This is a genomic window from Kitasatospora sp. NPDC094019 (assembly GCF_044764505.1).
Classification (GTDB): Bacteria; Actinomycetota; Actinomycetes; order Streptomycetales; family Streptomycetaceae; genus Kitasatospora.
Window position 1 is genome coordinate 40,466 of sequence record NZ_JBIWIF010000029.1, and the last position, 19,826, is coordinate 60,291.

The following is a 19,826-nucleotide window of genomic DNA, read 5'->3' on the forward strand; positions in this document are numbered from 1 at the left end:
TGAACGGCGCGGTCGCGGTCGGTCCGCGCCCGCGCCGGGCAGGCTCCCCCGCGGCGCGCAGGTCGCCGCGACGCGTCCACTCCAGGGCCGGCCGGCCCTGCGGGGAGGGCTGCGGGCATGCCGGGACTGCTGGGCTTCAGGGGCTTGCCGGGGGAGGGCGACAGCACGGCGGCGGCGGGCGACCCGGGCCGTCGGCTGCTGCGGATCCACGACCGGGACGGCCGGCCGCGGGGGCTGGGCTTCGTGCTCGACCCGCTGGGTACCGTCCTCACCGCGCACGAGACGGTCGCGGGCCTCGACGGGATCGTCCTGCACCTCTTCGGGGGCCAGACCAGGGTCCTCGGCCCGGACCACGTCCGGGCACTGCCCGGGCACGGGCTGGCCCTGCTGCGTACCGACACCGTCGGCGGGCTGCCCGTACCGCCGCTGCCCGTCGCCCCGCCGCCGTCGGCCGGGGCCGGCCAGGTGCTGCTGGTGCCCGTCCCGGTCCCGGGCGAGGGGCGCGCGGACGGGCGGACGGTACTGCTGCGCTGCGGCCTCGTGGCGGCCCGCCCGCGGGTCGACCGCTTTCCCCCGATCGACGGTGTGCTGCTGCTCGACGTGCCCGCGGCGGCAGACGCGGCGCTCGTCCCGGCCGGGGCCCCGGTGCTGGACGCCGCCACCGGCACCGTGGTGGCCGTGGTCGCGGCCGGCCCGCGGCTCCCGGGGCGGCCGGGGCCGCCCACCGCCGTTCCGGTGACCGCCGTCGGAGTGGACCTGCCGGAGTTCGCCGAGGCGCTGGCGCGCAACGCGGCCGGTGTGCCCGCGTACGGGAGCGCGCTCAACCTGGCCGGGGTGCTGCGGCTGGCCGCCGCCCAGCTGGCCGCGGCGGGTGCCGGGCCGGACCGGGTCGCCGCGCTGGCGGCCGACCGGGTGGACCGGCCGGACGGCCTCGCGGAGTGGGCCGACCTGTTGGTCGGCGACGGCCGCTCCGGTCCGGGGGGAGAGGCGGCGGCCGGGGTGGTGGCGCTGGTGGGCGGGGCCGGGACGGGCCGCAGCACCGAGGCGGCGGCCGTCGCCGTACGCCGCAGGGACGGCGGGAGCCCCCGGCCCACGGTTTGGCTGCGCGGCGCGGACCTCGGGCCGGCGGACGCCTCGCTGGCCGGCGCGGTCGAACGGGCGCTGGCCTCGGCCTCGGTGGAGCTGGGGGTGCCGGCCCCGGCCGGCCCCGGGGCGGTGGCCGCGCTCTGCGCCGCGGCCGGACGGCCACTGCTGGTGGTGCTGGACGGCCCGGAGGAGTCACCGGTGCCACTGGACGCGGACTGGCTGCGGGCCTCGGCGTGCTGGCTGGCGGCGGGCGGGGCCCGGCTGCTGACCGCCTGCGGGGAGGAGAGCTGGGAGCGGCTGGCACCGGGCGGGGCCGAGGGCGAGTTCCTGGTCCCGGTCGGTACGCCGGACGGCGGACCGTACTCAGGCGGACCGTACTCCGGAGGCGCGGGACCCGGCACGGGCGCCGTCCGGGTGGTGGTGCGGCGCTTGGGCCCGCTGCCCGCCGAGGCGGCCGAGCGGGTACGGCGACGGTACGGGGTGCCGCCCGGCTGGCCGGCGGCGGCGGACGCCCGGCACCCGCTGGCGGTCCGGCTGGCCGGGGAGCTGTGGGCGGAGGGCCTGCGCGGGGAACCGGCGGACCGGGCCGGGCTGTTCGCCGCCCACCTGGACCTGTGCTGCCTGCGGGTGGCCGGGCGGCTCGCCGAGGACGGCCGCCCGCGCCGGCCGGGGGCCCACCGCCGCGGCGCCGTCCGGCCCGCCGGGGTGTCCGCGGGACGGGTGCGCCGGACGGCGGCGGCGGTGGCCGGGCGGGTGCACGAGGCGGCGCGGCGGATGCTGGGCGCCGAGCAGGGCGGTCTGGGGCGGGCCGCGTTCGAGGAACTGTTCCCGGTGGCGGGGGGCTGGGCGACGGCGGTGCTGGCGGAGGGGCTGTTCGTCCCGGCCGGTCCCGGCTACCGCTTCGCGCACGGGGAGTTCGCCGACTGGCTGCAGGGCCTGCACCTGGACCTGGACGCGGCGCTGCGGCTGCTGCTCGGCGAGGCCGAGGACACGCCCCCGGCGCCCGGCGGGGCCCCGGGCCGGGCGGGGCCGACCGGGGGGATCCGGACCGTGCCGCGGCACCGGATCGGCCCGGTGGTGGCCGCGCTGCGGCGGGTCGCCGGGACCTGGGGCGCCCCGGCGCTGGATCCGTGGCTGCGGCGGATCTGGCGGGCCGTGGACCTGCGCCCGGCGGGCAGCGAACCCGCCTGGTGGGCCGGGCGGTTGCTGGTCGCCGGTCTGGCCGCCGGGCCGGACCTCGCCGAACACCGCTCGCTGCTGGAGCAGTTGGCCGACCGCATCGTCGAACGGGCCGCCGCCGCGGGCGGGTTCGATCGGCTCCCGGTGGAGGGTCTGGGCCGGTTCGGGCCGTCCTTCTGGGCCGGACTCGGACTGCCACTGGAGGCCGAACTCGCGCTGCTCCGGCGGCTGGTGGCCGCCGACGGGCCGGACCGGCCGTTCCTCGGCACGGTGACCGGCCGGCTGCGCGCCGATCCGTCGGGGGTGCTGCCGCTGCTCTGCGGCTGGTTCGACGATCCGCGCGGCCTGCCGGCCCGGCCCGGGAGCACCGTCGCCGACCTCGCGCACGACCTGCTGTTCGCCCACCGCTCCCTGGCCCTGGACGAGCTGACCGAGGTGCTGGCCGGAGCAGCGCACCCGAGGGCGGACGCGCTGCTCGCCCTCCTGGCCGTCGAGGAGCCCTCGGCGCTCTGCCGGGCGGTCGACCGCTGGAGCCACGACCCCCGGCCCGAACGCCATGTGGCGGCCGCCGTGCACGCGCTGCACGCCGCCCCCTACGCCCGCGGCGCCGGGCCGGAGCTGCTGCGGTTCACCGCGCTGGCCCTGCTGGCCCGGGAGGAGGAGCCGGCCCTGCACGGCGCGGCGCTCGCCCTGTTGCTGCGGGAGCCGGGCGGCCGGGCCGCCCACCTGCCGACGGCGCTGGCCGTGTACCGGGGAGGTGAGGACCGCTTCCTGACCGCGCGGGCGCTGGCCCCGGCGCTGGAGAGCGACCCCGAGCCGGTGCTGGCCGCGCTGGCCGACCGTCTGGGCGGGCCCGGGGCGGCGGCGCGGCCGGACGCGCCGGTCGCCGGGACGCTGCGGGTGCTGGCGGACGCCCGGGCGCCGCTGGCCGCCCGGCGGGCCGCCGAGCTCGCGGCCCGACTGCTGCGCGAACGGCCGGAACTGGCCGGTCCGGTCGCCGTCGACTACCTGGGCCGCCGGCTGGGGCGCGGCGCGGTCGGGGGCGCCGTCGCCCGGCTGGAGCTGCGGGTGCTGCTGAGCGGTGCCCTGGCGGCCCGCGCGGCGGCGGTCCGCCGCCCGTTCGCCGAGGTGCTGTCCCGCCCGGTGCCCGACCCGGTGGCGGACGCGCTGCGCTGCGAGCTGCTGGACACCCTGCTGGCCACGGAGGGCGATCCGGAGGTGCTGGCCGCCGCCCTCGCGGGGCTGGCCGAGCACTGCGCGGCGGAGCGGCCGGCCCGGGCCCGGGCGGTGGTGGTCCGGGCGGCGGCCGCGCTACCGGGCGCGGACGGGCTGCTGGTGCGCTGCGCCGTCGGGTCGGCCCCGTTCGCCGCGCTGCTGGCGCGCTGGCCGGAGGACGAGCGGCCGGCCCGTCCGGTGGGCCCCCGGTTGGACCGGCTGCGGGCCCTGGTCGCGGCCGGGCGGGACCCGCGGTCCGCGGCGGCGGAGGCCGAGCGGGGCGGCGGCGCCGGGGCCGTTCCGCCGCCGGCCGGGGGAGCCCGACACCCGGCGGTTCGGCCAACCTGCCTTCCGGTGCCGAACTCGGGACAGGCGCATGGCACGCTATAGGGGTTCGGGTTTTGAGCGTTTGAGCGTACAGAAGGTACGCGCCGTAGGGAACAAGGAGCGGTCAGGTGCAGCGCTGGCGTGGCCTGGAGGAGATCCCCGCCGACTGGGGACGCAGCGTCGTCACCATCGGCTCGTTCGACGGGGTGCACCGCGGACACCAGCTGATCATCAACCGGGTGGTCGAGCGCGCCCGTGAGCGGGGGGTGCGCTCGGTCGTGGTCACCTTCGACCCGCACCCCAGCGAGGTGGTCCGCCCGGGGACCCACCCGCCGCTGCTCGCCCCGCAGCCGCGCCGGGCGGAGCTGATCGAGGAACTGGGCGTCGACGCCGTCCTGGTGCTGCCGTTCACCACCGAGTTCTCCAAGGAGTCGCCGGAGGAGTTCTTCCGGCAGGTACTGGTGGACGCGCTGCACGCCTGCCTGGTGGTCGAGGGGCCGAACTTCCGCTTCGGCCACCGCGCGGCCGGGGACGTCGCCCTGCTGGCCGAGCTGGGCCGGTCGGCGGACTGCGGCGTCGAGGTGGTCGACCTCCAGGTGCGCGGCACGGTCGGGGACGGCGAACCCTTCTCGTCGACCCTGACCCGCCGGCTGGTGATGTCCGGCGACGTGGCCGGGGCGGCCGAGGTGCTGGGCCGTCCGCACCGGGTGGAGGGCGAGGTGGTGCGGGGCGCGCAGCGCGGCCGTGAGCTGGGCTACCCGACCGCCAACGTGGACACCGTGCCGCACAGCGCCGTTCCGGCCGACGGCGTGTACGCGGGCTGGCTGATCGCCGGACCGGACGGGACCGTCCTGCCCGAGGGCGGGCAGGGGGGGAGGATGCCGGCCGCGATCTCGGTGGGCACCAACCCGACCTTCGACGGCACCTCGCGCACGGTCGAGGCGTACGCCATCGACCGGGTCGGCCTGGACCTCTACGGGCTGCACGTGGCGGTCGAGTTCCTGGTGTACCTGCGCGGGATGGAGAAGTTCGACTCCATCGAGGCGCTGCTGGAGCGGATGGCCGACGACGTCAAGCGGGCCCGGGAGCTGACCGAGGCCGGCTGACCGACCGAGGCTGACCGACCGAGGCCGACCGACAGCGGCCGACCGGCACGCGCGAGGGCCCGCCGACCACGGAGGTCGGCGGGCCCTCGGCGACCGTCGTTCCTACTGCTGCGGCGGCGCGGGCGGCGGCGGGTAGCCGTAGCCGGGCGGCGGCTGGTGGCCCTCCTCGGGCCGGGGGTGGCCGTAGCCGCCGTCGGCCGGTGGGGCGGGCGGCTGCTGCCACGCGGGGGACTGCTGCCACTCGGGCGCCGGCGGCTGCTGTTGCGGGGCGCTCTGCTGCTGCGGGTAGCCGTAGCCGGGCGGGGGCGGCGGGACCTGTCCGGGCTGCGGGGCCCACGGCGTGCCGGGCGCGGGCTGGGGTGCGGGCTGGCCGGGCTGCGGCGGCTGGGCGTACGGGTACGGCTGGCCGTACGGGGGCTGGCCCTGCGGTCCGGGCTGGGGCTGCGGGTAGCCCGGTGCCGGGGGCTGCGGCTGGACCTGCTGCTGCCAGCCGGTCTGCTGGGCGGTCTGCTGGGCCCGGACGATGTCCTCGCCGACCAGCGTGGCCAGCTCGAAGTACGCCTCGCGGACCTTGGGCCGCATCATGTCGAGGTTGACCTCGGCACCGGCCGCCAGGCTCTCGTCGAAGGGCACCACGACCACGCCGCGGCAGCGGGTCCGGAAGTGCGCGACGATGTCCTCGACCTTGATCATCTTGGCCGTCTCGCGAACCCCGGAGACCACCGTGATCGACCGCTGCACCAGGTCGGCGTAGCCGTGCGCGGAGAGCCAGTCCAGGGTGGTGGAGGCGGACGAGGCGCCGTCCACGCTGGGCGTGGAGACGATGATCAGCTGATCGGCGAGGTCCAGCACCCCGCGCATCGCGCTGTACAGCAGGCCGGTGCCGGAGTCGGTCAGGATGATCGGGTACTGGCGGCCCAGCACGTCGATGACCTGGCGGTAGTCCGAGTCGTTGAAGGTGGTCGACACGGCCGGGTCGACGTCGTTCGCCAGGATCTCCAGGCCGGAGTGGAGGTCCTGGGAGGTGAACTGACGGATGTCCATGTAGCTGCGCAGGTGCGGGATGGCCGTCACCAGGTCGCGGATGGTCGCGCCGGTCTGCCGCTTCACCCGGCGGCCGAGGGTGCCGGCGTCCGGATTGGCGTCGATCGCGATCACCTTGTCCTGGCGCTCGCTGGCCAGGGTGGCGCCCAGGGCGGTGGTGGTCGTGGTCTTGCCGACACCGCCCTTGAGGCTGATCACCGCGATCCGGTAGCAGCTGAGCACCGGGGTGCGGATGATCTCCAGCCGGCGGGCCTTCTCGGCGGCGGCGGCCTTGCCGCCGAACTGGAACCGCGGCTGCTGGCGCTGCTGCTTCGGCTGGCTGCGCAGCAGCCGGTCCGAGGACAGCTCGACGGCGGCGGTGTAGCCGAGCGGCGCGCCGTGCGCGGTCTGCTGCGGGGCGGTGGCCTGCTGGAACGCGGCGGGCGCGGTCGGCGGGCCGCCCCACTGCGGGGCGTCCGGCTGGGGCTGCGCGGGCTGCTGGTAGGCGGCGGGCTGCGGCCAGCCGCCGGCGCGCGGGTCGGCACCGGCGGGCGGCGCGGGCGGTCCGGGCTGGGGCTGCTGCTGCGGCGGTACGGCCTGCTGGGGCTGGGCCTGCTGGGCGGCCGCCCACGCGGCGGCCTGCGGGTCCTGCGCGAAGGGCTGGGGCTGGCCCGGCGCCCCGGCGAAGGGCGGCTGCGGAGCGGTCGGGTACGGCTGGGGCACAGGGGCGGGAGGCTGGGCGGGGCCGGGCTGAGCGGCGACGGACGGGTCGGCCGGCGGCCAGCCGTGCATCGGTGCGGGTGCGGGTGCGGGTGCGGGTGCCGGGGCGGTCGCGGCCGGGGCGGTCGGAGGCGCCGCGAAGGGCTCGGCGGGGACACCCTGGACCGGTGCCGGTGCCGGTGCCGGTGCCGGCGCAGGGGCTGCCGGCGGCGCGGGAGCCTCGGCCGGCTGGGGCTGGGGCTGGGGCTGGGGCTGGGGCTGCGCGAAGGGCTGCCCGGGCGGCTGGGGCTGAGCCGGGGCGAGCGGCTGAACGGACGGCTGAACGGCCGGCTGCGCCGCGACCGGCGGCGCCACGACGTCCGGCACCGGCGCAGCTACTGGCGCGGGCGCGGGGACGGGCGCGGGCGCGGGCGCGGCGGCGGGCACGCCCGCCGGAGCACCCGCACCGCCCGGAGCCGGAGCGGCCCCGCCGCCCGGCGCGGCCGCCGGAGCACCCGCGGCGTCGGTCTGCACGTACCAGGACGGGGGAGTGTAATCGGGCGCGTCGGACCAGTCGTCGTCGTCCTCCGCCGCGTTGTCGCCGACGTAGACGCCGTCCCGATCGCTGCTCACCTAGGGCTCCCTCGTGTTCGCCGCCGCAAGTTCGCGGTGCCGTTGCCGTTCCACAGCCTAGGCCGTGAGCCACCCCCGGTTGAAGGCGGTGTCTCATCTCCGACCGGGCCGGACACGGGTCGGACATGGGCCGGACACGAGCCGCGCACGGGCCCCGGCCGGATCCCCTCGGGTCAGTCGAGGCGGCGCGGACCGCCCAGGACCTGGCGTTCCGCCTGCCCGGTGACCACCCGGACGTACTGACGGCTCATCCGGGTCGTCCACAGCGTCAGGTCGTCCGGGAGCGACGGCAGGGCGGCGGTCTCGGCCGGTCCGAGCGAGAGCACCCGCCCGATCAGTTCGGCCTCCTCCGGCATCACCCGCTGCACCCCGACCAGGTCGGCCGCGTTGAGTACCCGGGAGGCGTTCGGCCCCAGGTGCGGCACCACCGTCAGGACCGTCTGCCAGGGCGTGGCGGAGAGCCGGCTGCGCGGCGGGCGGGCACCGAGGTCGCGCACCACGAGCACCGGCGAGGTGACCGAGGCGCCCTGCGGTCCGAGCCGGCCGGGCTGGTGCACCGTCACGCACGGCTGCCCGCCGCCGGCGGCCTGCGCCATCGGTCCCCAGAGGTGGCCGCGGGCGGTCTCGACGGCGATCCGCGCGCCGGTGGCGGCCGCGCGCAGCGCGATGACCTGCGCCGTCCAGAGGCCGCCGACCAGCACCAGGTCGTAGGAGCCGGGGCGGAACAGGCCGAGCACGGCGGGTCGGGAGCGGTGCACGTCCTCGCCGATCAGCACGCCGTCGTCGCCGACCGGGAAGGACAGCGCGTCGAGCTCGGCGAGGGTGAGCACGTGCTTCTCCCGGCGCGGGCCGCGCAGCCCGAAGCCGGGCAGCAGGCGGCGCCCGGTCCGGGGCGGCGGCTCCGCGCCGGACCGCGGCGCGGGGACGGAGTAGGACTGCTGGGCCATCAGGAGGCACCTCCCAGCGGCAGGGTGGCGAGCACGCCGGGCGCCTGCTCCAGGTCGAGCCGGACCAGGCCGAGTCCGGCGCTCTGGGCCCGGGCCTCCAGTTGCCGGCCGCGTTCGACGGCCTCGCTCTCGCTCCGCTCGGTGACCCGGACGTGGCCGCTGAGGGTGACCGAGCCGCCGGTGCCGTGACCGGCGGTCAGGCTGAAGGTGCTGGCCAGCGCGGGCGCGCCGGTGACCAGGTTCACCAGATCGGGGACGGCGATCCGGCCGGGGGCGCCGCCGGGGCGGCCCAGCTGCGGCCAGCGGGAGATCCAGTAGGTGCTGTGCCAGCGGTCGTCGACCCGCCAGAACCGGTTGGTCTCCTGGGTGCGCGGTCCGCTGCCGCCGCCGCTGCCGGTGCCCTGACGGCCCGCCGTGGCCAGCGGGTTGACGCAGGTGGAGATGGCGAGGGCGGCGATCAGCTCGCGCTCGTCGAGCACGGTGGCGTCGAATCCGGCGCTGTTGAGCCGCCCGGCCAGCTGGTCGGTGACCCGCTGGAGTGCCTTGCGGGCGCCCGTCTCGCCGCCGCCCCGGGCGCGTACCGCGGTGGCGGCCCGTTCCGGGTCGAGCTTGAGCGCGACCCAGGTGAGCCGCAGCGCGGGGGTGGCGGTGCCGTCGGCGAGTTCCCGGTAGGAGCGGGCCGCCAGGGACTGCTCGGGCAGGTGCGGCGCGGGCGCCGGCTGGGTGTGCTGGACGAGCTGGACCGACTCCAGGGTGATGTCGTCGACCCGCAGGGCGGAACAGACCACGTCCAGCGGCAGCGGCCGGGCGTTGCGGTCCGGACGCAGCGGCAGATCCTTGGCCTGGACGAGCAGCACGGCGCTGAGGAAGGTGCCGTCGCCGACCATGCCGGTCTCCCGGCGCACCGGGCGGCCGCCGAGGTCGGCCTCGGTCGCGTGGGTGCAGGTGCGCAGCGCGGGTTCGAGTTCCAGGGCCGGCGCGAGCGCCGGGTCGGTGCCGGGCGGGGGGAGGTGGGCGCGGGCCCGCCGGCGGCGGGCCTTGAGCGCGGCCCGCACCCGCAGCGCCTCGGGGAGGGTGCGGCCGCGCAGCGGCACCAGCGCCAGTGCGACCAGGGCGAGGGCGACCGCGCCGAAGCCGGCGGCGACCGTCCTGCTGATCGTCCAGCCGACCGCGACCAGGGCCACCGCGACCTCGACCAGCACGAGTTGCTGGAGCCTCAGCCGACCGCCGAGCAGTCCCGGCCGGGGGTGGACGCGGACGGTGACGGCCCCCCGGGGGCCGCCGTCGCGGCCCGGGGCGGGGGAGCCCGCGGTGTCGGTCCCGTCGCGCCGCGCGGAGCGGCGCGGACCGTTGCCCCGCGGCGTGTTCCGGCGCCCCGGAGCTGTCTGGCTCGGCATCCCCCGAGTGCCCCTCTCTGGTCGGTTGTCGCGGCCCGGCTGGCCGGTGCGTGAACCGTACCCGTACCGTACTCACCGTCTGCTGCCGCATCGTAGAGGGTTCGAGCCGGTTCTCGCCCGGGGGGTGGCAGGCCACGGGGAGCAGGGTCCGACAGGGGAGACGACGAGCATGGCATCGCGCCGGGACGAGCTGAACGCCTACACCTTCGCCCGCAAGCGCACGGTCGGGGCCTTTCTGCTGCCCGGCGGTGGGGGGAGCGACGAGGACGCGCCGCGCCCGGTGAAGGCGATCCTGCCGAGCGTGGTGGTGGGGGCGCTGGTGATCGGCGGCTTCGGCCTGTGGGGGGTGTTCAAGCCGAGCGCGCCGGTGGGCTGGGACGAGGGCAGGTTCATCGTCCAGGGCAAGCAGAGCACCACCCGCTACGTGGTGCTGGTCGACCCGGACGGGCGGACGAAGCGGCTGCACCAGGTGCTGAACATGGCCTCGGCGCGGCTGGTGCTGCCGGTGGACAGCAAGGTGGTGGTGGTCGACGACGGAGTGCTCGACCGCTATCCCAACCACGGTCCGACGATCGGCATCCCGTACGCGCCGGACAAGCTGCCCAGCAAGGAGAACGCGAGCCGGCCGATGAAGTGGTCGGTCTGCGACCGGCCGGGCGACGAGCAGGGGAGCACGGTCGACCAGGCGGTGTTCGTGGCGGGCGGCGCCGACGCGGAGACGCTCGGGGCGAAGGACCGGATGCTGGACGTCGGCCAGGCGCTGCTGGTCCAGCAGGCCGAGGATCCGCAGGTGGCGGCCTCCGGTCCGGCCGCGGGCCAGGGGAAGCTGAAGCTGTTCCTGGTGGACAGCAAGGGCCGCCGGCACGCGATCGGCGGCCCGGAGGACTCCGACACCACCCGCTCGCAACTGATGTGGGCCGTCTTCGGGTCTACGGCCGTCCCGCAGAAGGTGAAGAAGGACTGGCTGGACACCCTGGCGCCGGGCAGCGACATCGTCTTCCCCAGGATCGACGGGCTGGTCCCGGACACCAGGACGGCCAACTCCTCGGTGCCGCTGCAGAACCCGGAGGACCGCAAGGTCGGCCGGCTGGTGCGGTTCGGCGAGAAGCACTACGTGGTGGGGAAGAGCCAGCTGCTGCTGGTCAGCCAGTTCCAGGCGGAGCTGATCCGGCAGAACCCGCTGTTGCAGCCGCTGTACAACCAGGACGCCAACAAGAGCCCGCGGATCGACGACCTCACCCCGGCCGAGCACGCCACCGTCAACAGCAGCGTGCCGCTGATGGCCGAGGGCGCCGCGGACTGGCCCACCCGGACGGGTGCGCCGGCCAACTCCTGGCAGGCGCCGAAGGACGCCCGGGCGGTGGTCTGCAGCACCTTCGACGGGGTCGCGGAGGACGGCCGGACGCCGCGGCGCAGCGTCTGGGCCGGGACCGAGTACCCGGTGCGGTACGGCAACGGCACCTCGACCGCGCACGTGACGCCGGGTCACGGTCTCTTCTACCGCGCGCTGGACAACGCGGCGGACGGCTCCGGCACGGACTTCCTGATCACCGAGACCGGTCTGCGGTACGCGGTGCCGGCCAGCAGCGAGGGCGGCAAGGGCGGCCAGAGCGCGCCGCCGGCCCAGCCCGGCCAGCCGTCCGGGGCGGCGCCCGCCCAGCCCGCCGCGCCGAAGGCATCGTCCGGGCAGCCGGCGACGCCGTCCGGCCCGCCGCAGCCGGAGGAGCTGGGCGGCAACCAGGCCAGGCTCGGCTACCAGGGGCTGCAGCCGGCGCCGGTGCCGCAGCAGTGGTCGAACCTGGTGCCGGCCGGCCCGGCGCTCAACGCCAGGAGTGCGGCCCAGCAGCAGAACGCCTAGCGTTCACCGGGGCCTTCCGCCGCTGCCCGCAAAGGAATTGGCCACGATGTCATGGCTTGGTAACCGACCGTCGCCCGGTGTTGGGTGAGCTGCGTGTGCCGACTACAGTGCTGCAGGACATCACACCGGTGGTGCCCGGGGGGCCGGGAACGGTCCCTCCGGACTCAAGGTCTGTCTCATGGGGGACGGTAGAGCATGGGTCAGTTCAAGACGACCGCTCAGGAGATGCTGGCTTTCGCCAAGCACATGGACGAGGTCATCAACCAGATCAACACCGAGATCAACGGTCTCAACAACCTGGTGGGTTCGATCACCGGTGGTTGGCAGGGCCAGGCCGCGCAGGCGTACACCAATCTCCAGGGCCAGTTCAACACCGACGCCCAGGAACTGAACAAGTCGCTGCGCGCCATCAAGGACGCGATCGAGCTCACGACCCAGAAGTACTCGCAGGCGGACGCCGACCAGCAGGCCGTCTTCGGTTCCGCGGCCGCGTCCTGACCCTCGGCTCTGTCCGTTCACCCGGCGACGCACCCCTCGGGTGATGGGGTGCCTCGCAGCCTCGACTAGGAGACATCGTGGCCGAACACATTCTGGTCAACTTCGAGACCATCAAGAACGCCAGCTCGGAGGTCCGCCGGACCGCGGGGACCATCAAGGCCCAGCTCGAGGAGCTGAAGGCCGGGGTCACCAAGATCTCGGGCAGCTGGGAGGGCGCCGCCCAGCAGGGCTACCGGGCCCACCAGACCAAGTGGGACCAGCGCGCCGAGCACCTCCAGGAGGTCCTGGAGAAGATCGCCAAGTCCCTGGACAGCGCGGCCCAGAGCTACCAGAACACCGAGAACCGCAACGCCACCCTCTGGACGGGCTGACGGTTCACGGCCCCAGTACCACGCGCCGAAGGGCGGGTGCCCCGCGCGGGCACCCGCCTTTGGCGCGACCGCGCGACCAGGTGGACGACATGAGGGGTGGCAGGGTGCCGGTGGTCAGGTACCGGACGGCGGCCGCGGCGGCGGCCGCGCTCACGCTGCTCGGCGGCCCGCTGGCGGTGCCGGCGGCGGCGGAGGGACCGGGCGTCTCGGCGGCGGGGGAGTGCGGCAAGAACGCCCAGAACGTGCAGGCCGTGCCCTGGTCGCTGCAGCGGATGGTGCTGGACGAGCTCTGGCAGGGCGGCGCGACCACCGGCGCGGGCGTCCTGGTCGCGGTCATCGACACCGGGGTGGACGACCAGAACCCGCAGCTGGCCGACAAGGTCCTCGACGGCGGTTCCTTGCTCAAGGACAAGGAGGGCAAGCGGGTCGAGGGCGGCGGCAAGGACGACCTGGTCGGCCACGGCACCAAGGTGGCCGGCATCATCGCGGCGTCCCGCAGCGACCGGACCGGCTTCGTCGGCATCGCCCCGGGTGCCACCGTGCTGTCCATCCGGCAGAACGACGCCGAGGGCAACGGCGACGTGCACTCGCTGGTGGAGGCCGTCAACTCGGCCGTCGCCCAGGGCGCCAAGGTCATCAACATCTCGCAGGACGTGCGCGGCGCGGCCGACACCCGCTTCGTCGGTTACGAGGAGCTGAAGGCCGCGGTCGACAACGCCGAGAACCGGGGCGTGGTGGTGGTCGCCTCCTCCGGCAACGACGGCAAGAAGGGCGACACCTACCCGGCGGCCTTCCCCACCGTGCTCGCCGTCGGCGCCTCCGACCGCAACAACGAGCGCACCTACTTCTCCCAGTACGGCGACTTCGTGGACGTCGCCGCCCCCGGTGTCGACATGCTCTCCACCGTCCCGCGCGGCGGGCAGTGCGTGGACAACGGCACCAGCTTCGCCGCGCCCTACGTGGCCGGGCTGGCGGCGCTGCTGGTCGGCGCGCACAAGGACTGGCGGCCGAGCCAGGTGCGCGCCTGGATCGAGCAGACCGCGCAGCGCACCGACCACCGGTCGAACGAGTACATCGGCTGGGGCGTGGTCGACCCGGTGAAGGCCGTCACCACCGCGCCCGCGGTGCCGACGGACAAGCCGGCCGACGACCCGCCGGTGCAGTTGGCGTCCGCCCCGATCGTGCCCCGCCCGCTCGGCCTCGGCGAGACCCAGGCCGACCGCGACGGCCGGACCGCGACCTATGTCCTGGGCGTGGGGGCGCTGCTGGTCGCCCTGCTGATCGGCGGCGGCGTCGTCCTGCGCGACCACCGCCGCCGCCCCTGACCTCGTCGCCCCGAGTCCGCCGCCGGGCCTGCCACCGGCCCCGGGCCGCCGCCCGCCGGGCCCGTCGCCCGGCCCCGTCCCGCCCCTGACCTCGCCGCCACCACGGTCCCGGCCTCCGGCTCGATCGCGCTCGCCCCGGACCGGAAGCCGCGGAAGTGGCGCGGACGCGGCAGTGCCCCGGGCCAGGGGGAGCCCGGGGCACTGCCGTGTGGGGGAGGGGTGGGGGTTCGGGGGTCAGTCCTGCTGGTCCTCGGGGAGGGTGATCACCCAGCGGGTGTCCTGCCGGGGGCGCAGGTAGAGCAGCCAGTAGAGGGTGGCGACGGCGGTGATGCCGCCGGTCCACAGCAGCGGCACGGTGTCCAGCTGGGTGATCACGTAGACCAGCACCGCGATCAGCACCACCGGGACGGCCGGCCACAGCGGCATCCGCCAGGCGGCGGCGTGCTTGTGCTGGTTGCGGCGGGAGAGCAGCGCGGCGATCGCGACCAGCAGGTACATCCCGGTCACGGCGACGCCGGTGATCTCGCTCAGCAGCTCGCCCTTGACGAAGCAGAGCGCGGCGCCGGGGAGGCCGACGGCGAGGGTGGCGACCCACGGGGAGCCGAACCGGCCCAGGGTGCCGAAGGCGCGGTTGACCGGGCCGGGCCACGCCTTGTCGCGGGCCGAGGCGAACAGCACCCGCGAGTTCTGGATGACCATGACGATGCCGGCGTTGATGATGGCCAGCGCGACGCAGAGGCTGATGAAGGTGCCGACGGCCGAGTTGCTCCAGGCGGTGACCAGACCGGAGATGTCGCCGGAGCTGAGGGTGGCGAGGTCGGGGGCGCCCATGGTGATGGCGACGACCGGGACCAGGATGACGGCGGCGGAGATCGCCAGCGTCCACAGCACGGTGCGGGACACGTTGCGGCGCGGGTTCTCCAGCTCCTCGGAGAGGTAGACGGCGGTGGAGAAGCCCTGGGTGATGAAGAGGGCGATGCCGAGGGCTCCGATGATCGCGCCGACGCTCACCGTGGTGGTGACGCCGTCCTCGCCGGTGACCACGCCGTGCAGCATGCTGGGCGCGCCGCTGTTGGCGTGGGCGAAGCCGAGCACGGACACGACGCCGGCCGCGACGACCTCCAGCACCAGGAAGACGCCGGTGATCCAGGCGTTGGCGCGCAGGTCCAGCAGGCCGGCCAGGGTGGCGGCGAGCATCACCGCGGCGCCGGCCAGCGGCTTGTCCACGTGCAGGACGGGGGCCAGGTAGTCGGCGGTGCCGAGGGCGATGACCGAGGGGACGATCATCACCACGATCAGCGAGAGCACGAACACCAGCCAGCCGGCCAGCCGTCCGGCCAGGGTGCCGACCATGGCGTACTCGCCGCCGGCGCTGGGGATCAGGGTGCCGAGCTCGGAGTAGCAGAAGGCGACCGCGATACAGAGCACCGAGCCGATCGCGATGGCCAGCGCGGTGGCGCTGCCGATGCTGGAGAACAGCTCCGGGACGATCACGAAGAGCGTGGAGGCCGGTGTGACGCAGGACAGCGTGAGCAGTGTGCCGCCCACGACGCCGATCGAACGCTTGAGCGTCTGCGGGGCGGCGGGGGCGCCCGCGACGGCCGGGGCGGTCGGTGGGCGAAGCGTGTCGGTCATCGGGGCATCCGATCGGCTCTGTGCGGTCCTGGAGAGGGAGCGGTATCGCCTCCGCTGGCTGTCTGCTCGGTTCTGGTCCTGTCGCTCCCGGGCCGCCATGGAACCTTGGCCGTATCGATCGCGTCAATGCCGGAATTGCTTCGGAATCCGTTGTCACCGTGCGCACAAACATGCGATCTGATGATCACTTATCGTCATCACTATGCATGCCCGACTTGTTACTTTCGCCACATGGCACCTGAATCCAAGGTGAACGTGGCATTGCGCGCCTCAATCCAAGGTTGCGACCGAATGCGGAGGCAGGTCGACCGGAAGCCCCCAGGTCGTGGGGCCGCCCCCGGCCAGGTACGGGAACCGCAGCCCTCCGGCTGAAAGAGCCAGGTAACGTTTCGGCACCCGGGACGCGAGAAGGGGTCGGACCCCGAGGATCCGACCCCTTCCCACACGCTCCGTGACGACCGGCCCTCCGTGACGACCGGAGCGCGTGCCGACCGGGCGCCGCGACTACGGCGCCGGCAGCCAGCCCGTCTGCACCATCTGCCCACTGGTGATCCGGCGCGAGACGAACACACCCCGGCCCGGCGGCAGTGCCTGCGGCTTGACGTTGGCCAGCAGCGGTCCCTCGTCCCGGTTGCCGGACAGCAGCACACCCTGCCCGCCCAGCTCCCGCATCCGCTGCATGAACGGCTCGTACAGCGAGCGCCCCGCGCCGCCGGCGCTGCGCGCGACGATCACCCGCAGTCCGATGTCGCGCGCGAACGGCAGGAACTCCGTCAGCGCGGCCAGCGGATTGCCCGAGGAGGTCGCCACCAGCTCGTAGTCGTCCACGACCACGAACATGTCCTTGCCGCTGTACCAGCTGCGGTTGCGCAGCTGCTCCGCGGTCACGTCCGGCCCGGGCAGCCGGCGCGAGCAGGCCCCGCGCAGCATCTCGACCACGGAGCTCATGGCCGGCTGGGCGGCGGCGTACTCGACCAGGTACTCCGGCGGGACCACGCCGAGCAGCGCGCGCCGGTAGTCGCCGACCACGATCCCGGCCTGGTCCGGGGTGTACCGCTCGGTGATCTGCTTGACCAGCATCCGCAGCAGCGCGGACTTCCCGGACTCGGTGTCGCCGAACACGATGAACAGCGGGTCGGTCTCGAAGTTGACGAAGGCCGGCGCCAGCTCCGCCTCGTCCACGCCGAAGGCGACACCCCGTTCCGGGTGCTCGAAGCCCTTCGGCAGCGACTGTCCGTCCAGCACCGGCGGCAGCATCCGCACCTGCGGCGCGCGCGGACCGGTCCAGGCCGCGGCGACGGCCTGGACCAGCCCGGTCACACCGTGCTGCAGGTCCTCCACCGAGCCGGAGCCGTCCAGCCGGGGCAGGCCGGTGAGGAAGTGCAGCCGGTCCGGGGTGACGCCCCGGCCGGGCACGGCCGGCACGGCCTGCGCCACCCGGCGGTCCACCTCGGACTCCATCGCGTCGCCGAGCTTCAGCTCGGTCCGGTTCTGCAGCAGGTCCTTGAGCGCCGGCCGGACCTCGGCGTACCGGGTCGCGGTGACGATCAGGTGGACGCCGTAACCGAGGCCGCGCTGGGCGATGTCGCCGATGACCGGCTCCAGCGCCTCGAACTCCTGCTTGAAGGTGTTCCAGCCGTCGACCACCAGGAAGACGTCGCCGAACCGCTCCTCCGGCAGCGTGCCGGCGGCCCGGCGGGCCCGGTAGGTGCCGATGGAGTCGATCCCGGTGCTGCGGAAGAGCTCCTCGCGCCGGTTGAGCACCCCGTGCACCTCGGAGACCATCCGACGCACCTTCTCCGCGTCCAGCCGCCCGGCCACCCCGCCGACGTGCGGCAGGTCCTGGAGCGACTGGAAGCCGCCACCGCCGAAGTCGAGCAGGTAGAACTGCGTCTCCAGCGGCGTGTGGGTGAGTGCGAACGAGGCCACCGTGGTGCGGATCATGGTCGACTTGCCCGAGCGCGGGCCGCCCACCACCAGTCCGTGGCCGGCCGCACCCGCGTAGTCGTGGTCGAGGATGTCGCGCTTCTGGTCGCGCGGCTTGTCGACGATGCCGACCGGCACCCGCAGCCGGCCCAGCGCGCCGGACTGCGGCGCGGTCAGCCCGCGCTCGGCGGTCGCCTGCAGCGGCGGCAGCAGCTGGTCCACGCTCGGTGGCGCGTCCAGCGGCGGCAGCCACACCTGGTGCGCGGCCGGACCCTGGCCCGCCATCCGCTGCACGAACACGTCCAGCACGGTGTCCGCCAGGGCGTCGTCCTGCTCCTCGACCTCCGGCTCGACCTCCTGCACCAGTGGTTCGGTCACCGGTACCTCGGCGGCGGTGAACCGCACCGGGCGCGCGGACAGCAGCCGGCCGCCGGTCGACCGCTGCTGCCCCGGTGCCCGGTAGGCCCCCGAGACGTAGGCGGCCTTGAACCGCTCCATCACATCGGTGCCGAACTTCAGGTAGCCGACACCCGGCACCGGCGGCAGGTGGTAGGCGTCCGGGACACCGATCGCCGCCCGCGACTCGGCCGCGGAGAAGGTCCGCAGGCCGATCCGGTACGAGAGATAGGTGTCCAGACCGCGCAGCTTGCCCTCCTCCAGACGCTGCGAGGCCAGCAGCAGATGCACCCCGAGCGAGCGGCCGATCCGGCCGATCTGGATGAACATGTCGATGAAGTCGGGCTTGGCGGTGAGGAGTTCGGAGAACTCGTCGATGATCAGCACCAGCGAGGGCAGCGGGTCCAGCGCGGCGCCGGCCGCCCGGGCCCGCTCGTACTCGTGGATGTTCGCGTAGTTGCCCGCCCGGTGCAGCAGCTCCTGGCGCCGGTTGAGCTCGCCCTCGATGGCGTCCCGCATCCGGTCGACCAGGGTCAGCTGGCCCTCCAGGTTGGTGATCACCGCCGAGGTGTGCGGCATGTCCGCCATGCCCGCGAAGGTCGCGCCGCCCTTGAAGTCGGCGAGCACGAAGTTCAGCGTCTCCGAGGAGTGCGTCATCGCCAGCGCCAGCACCAGGGTGCGCAGCAGCTCGGACTTGCCGGAGCCGGTCGCGCCGACGCACAGGCCGTGCGGGCCCATGCCCTCCAGCGCGGCCTCCTTGAGGTCCAGGTACACGTGCTCGCCGCCGGCCCCGACGCCGATCGGCACCCGCAGCCGCTCGTGCTGCGCCCGCTGCCGCCAGCTGCGGGTCACGTCGAAGGAGCCCGGGTCGCCGGAGTTCATCAGGTCGGTGAAGTCCAGGTTGGAGAGCAGCGGCTCGTCGTCGCCGCCGGCCGAGGCCCGGTACGGCGCCAGCTGCCGGGCCAGCGCCTCGGACTGCCATGCGCCGAGGGTGTCCGGCTTGCCGGTGTAGGTGGCGCCCGAGGCCGAGCGCAGCACCAGCGCGTCCGGCGACACGGTGACGATCAGATGCCCGCTCGGCTCGTCCAGGTCGCCCGGCACCACCTCGACGATGGTCACCCCGTGCACGCCCTCGGCCCCGGCCAGCAGCGAGTCGTGCGGCACCGAGGCGCCGTCCATGACCACCACGATGTGCGGCTGGTCGGCGGCCGGGGCGGCGTCGCGGACGAACCGCTGCCGGCCGGCCAGCTCGTCCTGGAGCATCAGCTCCAGGTCACCGAGCCCGGTGGCGATCAGCCGCCGGGAGCCGGCGCCGTCGCTCTCCTTGCGGTGCTGGTTGTGCGGGAGCCACTTGGTCCACTCCCACTCGTCCACCGCGCCGGGCGCCGCCGCGACCGTGATCAGCAGGTCGTCCGGCGAGTGCAGCGTGGTCAGCTGGGCGATCATCGCCCGGACATTGCCGTACACGGTGTCCGGGTCGCCGCAGACCGTGATGTGGTAGAAGGCGCGCAGCGAGATCGCCAACGGCAGGTCCTGCAGGGTGCCATGGGCGTTCAGGAAGGTCTGCATCGCGGCCGCCGAGAGCGGCTCCAGCTCGTCCATCGGCGCGGTCTGCGGCGCCACCAGCGGGGTGGACAGCTGGACCGGTCCGCGGCCGACCCTGATCTGCGCGAAGTCGGGGTCGCCGGCCCGCCGCTCCCACAGCCGTCGGCCGTCAGCGACGATCGACCACAGCTGGTCCGGCTCGGGGTTCAGGAACAGCTGCGCGCCGCGCTGCCGCTCGGCGGTCCGGCGCACCTGGCGGCGCATCTGCTGGAGGTACTTGAGGTAGTCGCGCCGTTCGTCCGCGGTGGCAGTGGAGCCGCCCTTGCGGGCCCGGACGATCTGGGCGAGCGCCATGCCGACCGTCGAGACGATCATCAGACCGCCCATGATCTTCATCGGGGCCTGGGCGCCGGGGGCGAAGAAGAACACCGCCGAACCGCCCATGCCGAGCATCGGCAGGATGCTCATCACCCAGTCCTCGCCGCCCGAACGGGGCAGCTCGGGCGGGGGCACCAGCTCCACCGGCTCGTCCGGCACCGCGGGCGGATAGGCCCGGGGCGGCCGCTTGACCATGATCACGCCCATGCGCGCCCCACCCCCCGGTCACGAACGCTTCGCAAGATCACTACGGCATCAGCCCTCACGCAACAGGATCCGTAC

Annotated in this window: 11 protein-coding genes; 6 read left to right on the plus strand and 5 right to left on the minus strand. The window is 75.1% G+C overall.

Annotation, left to right across the window (positions count from 1 at the left end):
- The first annotated feature begins 117 nt into the window (after positions 1 to 117).
- The gene (locus ACIQ9P_RS37015) at positions 118 to 3,870 is read left to right on the plus strand and encodes a trypsin-like peptidase domain-containing protein (protein WP_402366181.1); all 3,753 of its coding nucleotides are present in this window, start codon (positions 118 to 120) and stop codon (positions 3,868 to 3,870) included.
- A 65-nt stretch (positions 3,871 to 3,935) separates the two neighbouring features.
- Positions 3,936 to 4,913 (plus strand): bifunctional riboflavin kinase/FAD synthetase, encoded by a 978-nt coding sequence (locus ACIQ9P_RS37020; RefSeq protein ID WP_402366184.1) that lies wholly within the window; start codon positions 3,936 to 3,938, stop codon positions 4,911 to 4,913.
- 102 nt (positions 4,914 to 5,015) lie between these two features.
- On the opposite strand, the gene ACIQ9P_RS37025 is transcribed toward ACIQ9P_RS37020, so the two are convergent.
- From ACIQ9P_RS37025 to eccE, 3 genes are all read right to left on the minus strand, one after another.
- Entirely contained in the window at positions 5,016 to 7,268 is a 2,253-nt protein-coding gene (locus ACIQ9P_RS37025) for a MinD/ParA family protein (protein ID WP_402366187.1), read from the minus strand.
- A 173-nt stretch (positions 7,269 to 7,441) separates the two neighbouring features.
- Positions 7,442 to 8,215: a hypothetical protein gene (locus ACIQ9P_RS37030; RefSeq protein ID WP_402366190.1), complete on the minus strand. Its 774-nt coding sequence runs from the start codon at positions 8,213 to 8,215 to the stop codon at positions 7,442 to 7,444.
- Entirely contained in the window at positions 8,215 to 9,612 is a 1,398-nt protein-coding gene (gene eccE, locus ACIQ9P_RS37035; protein ID WP_402366193.1) for a type VII secretion protein EccE, read from the minus strand. The genes ACIQ9P_RS37030 and eccE overlap by 1 nt, the downstream gene beginning before the upstream one ends.
- Before the next feature lie 169 nt (positions 9,613 to 9,781).
- Here eccE and ACIQ9P_RS37040 point away from each other — a divergent pair, with 169 nt between their 5' ends.
- The 4 genes from ACIQ9P_RS37040 to mycP all read left to right on the plus strand — a co-directional run bounded on the left by ACIQ9P_RS37040 (position 9,782) and on the right by mycP (position 13,664).
- Complete coding sequence (locus ACIQ9P_RS37040) at positions 9,782 to 11,470, plus strand: type VII secretion protein EccB (RefSeq protein ID WP_402366195.1); 1,689 nt, start codon at positions 9,782 to 9,784, stop codon at positions 11,468 to 11,470.
- A gap of 195 nt (positions 11,471 to 11,665) precedes the next feature.
- The gene (locus tag ACIQ9P_RS37045) at positions 11,666 to 11,968 is read left to right on the plus strand and encodes a WXG100 family type VII secretion target (protein WP_391390812.1); all 303 of its coding nucleotides are present in this window, start codon (positions 11,666 to 11,668) and stop codon (positions 11,966 to 11,968) included.
- A 77-nt stretch (positions 11,969 to 12,045) separates the two neighbouring features.
- Positions 12,046 to 12,339, plus strand: coding sequence for a WXG100 family type VII secretion target (locus ACIQ9P_RS37050; RefSeq protein WP_093860323.1), 294 nt, complete (start codon positions 12,046 to 12,048; stop codon positions 12,337 to 12,339).
- Between the two features lie 89 nt (positions 12,340 to 12,428).
- Positions 12,429 to 13,664 (plus strand): type VII secretion-associated serine protease mycosin, encoded by a 1,236-nt coding sequence (gene mycP / locus ACIQ9P_RS37055; protein ID WP_402366198.1) that lies wholly within the window; start codon positions 12,429 to 12,431, stop codon positions 13,662 to 13,664.
- A gap of 234 nt (positions 13,665 to 13,898) precedes the next feature.
- Here mycP and ACIQ9P_RS37060 read toward each other — a convergent pair whose 3' ends face one another.
- A complete protein-coding gene (locus ACIQ9P_RS37060) occupies positions 13,899 to 15,299 on the minus strand; it encodes an APC family permease (RefSeq protein WP_402366201.1) in 1,401 nt (466 codons plus the stop codon).
- 504 nt (positions 15,300 to 15,803) lie between these two features.
- Entirely contained in the window at positions 15,804 to 19,751 is a 3,948-nt protein-coding gene (eccCa, locus tag ACIQ9P_RS37065) for a type VII secretion protein EccCa (protein WP_402366204.1), read from the minus strand.
- Positions 19,752 to 19,826 lie beyond the last annotated feature (75 nt).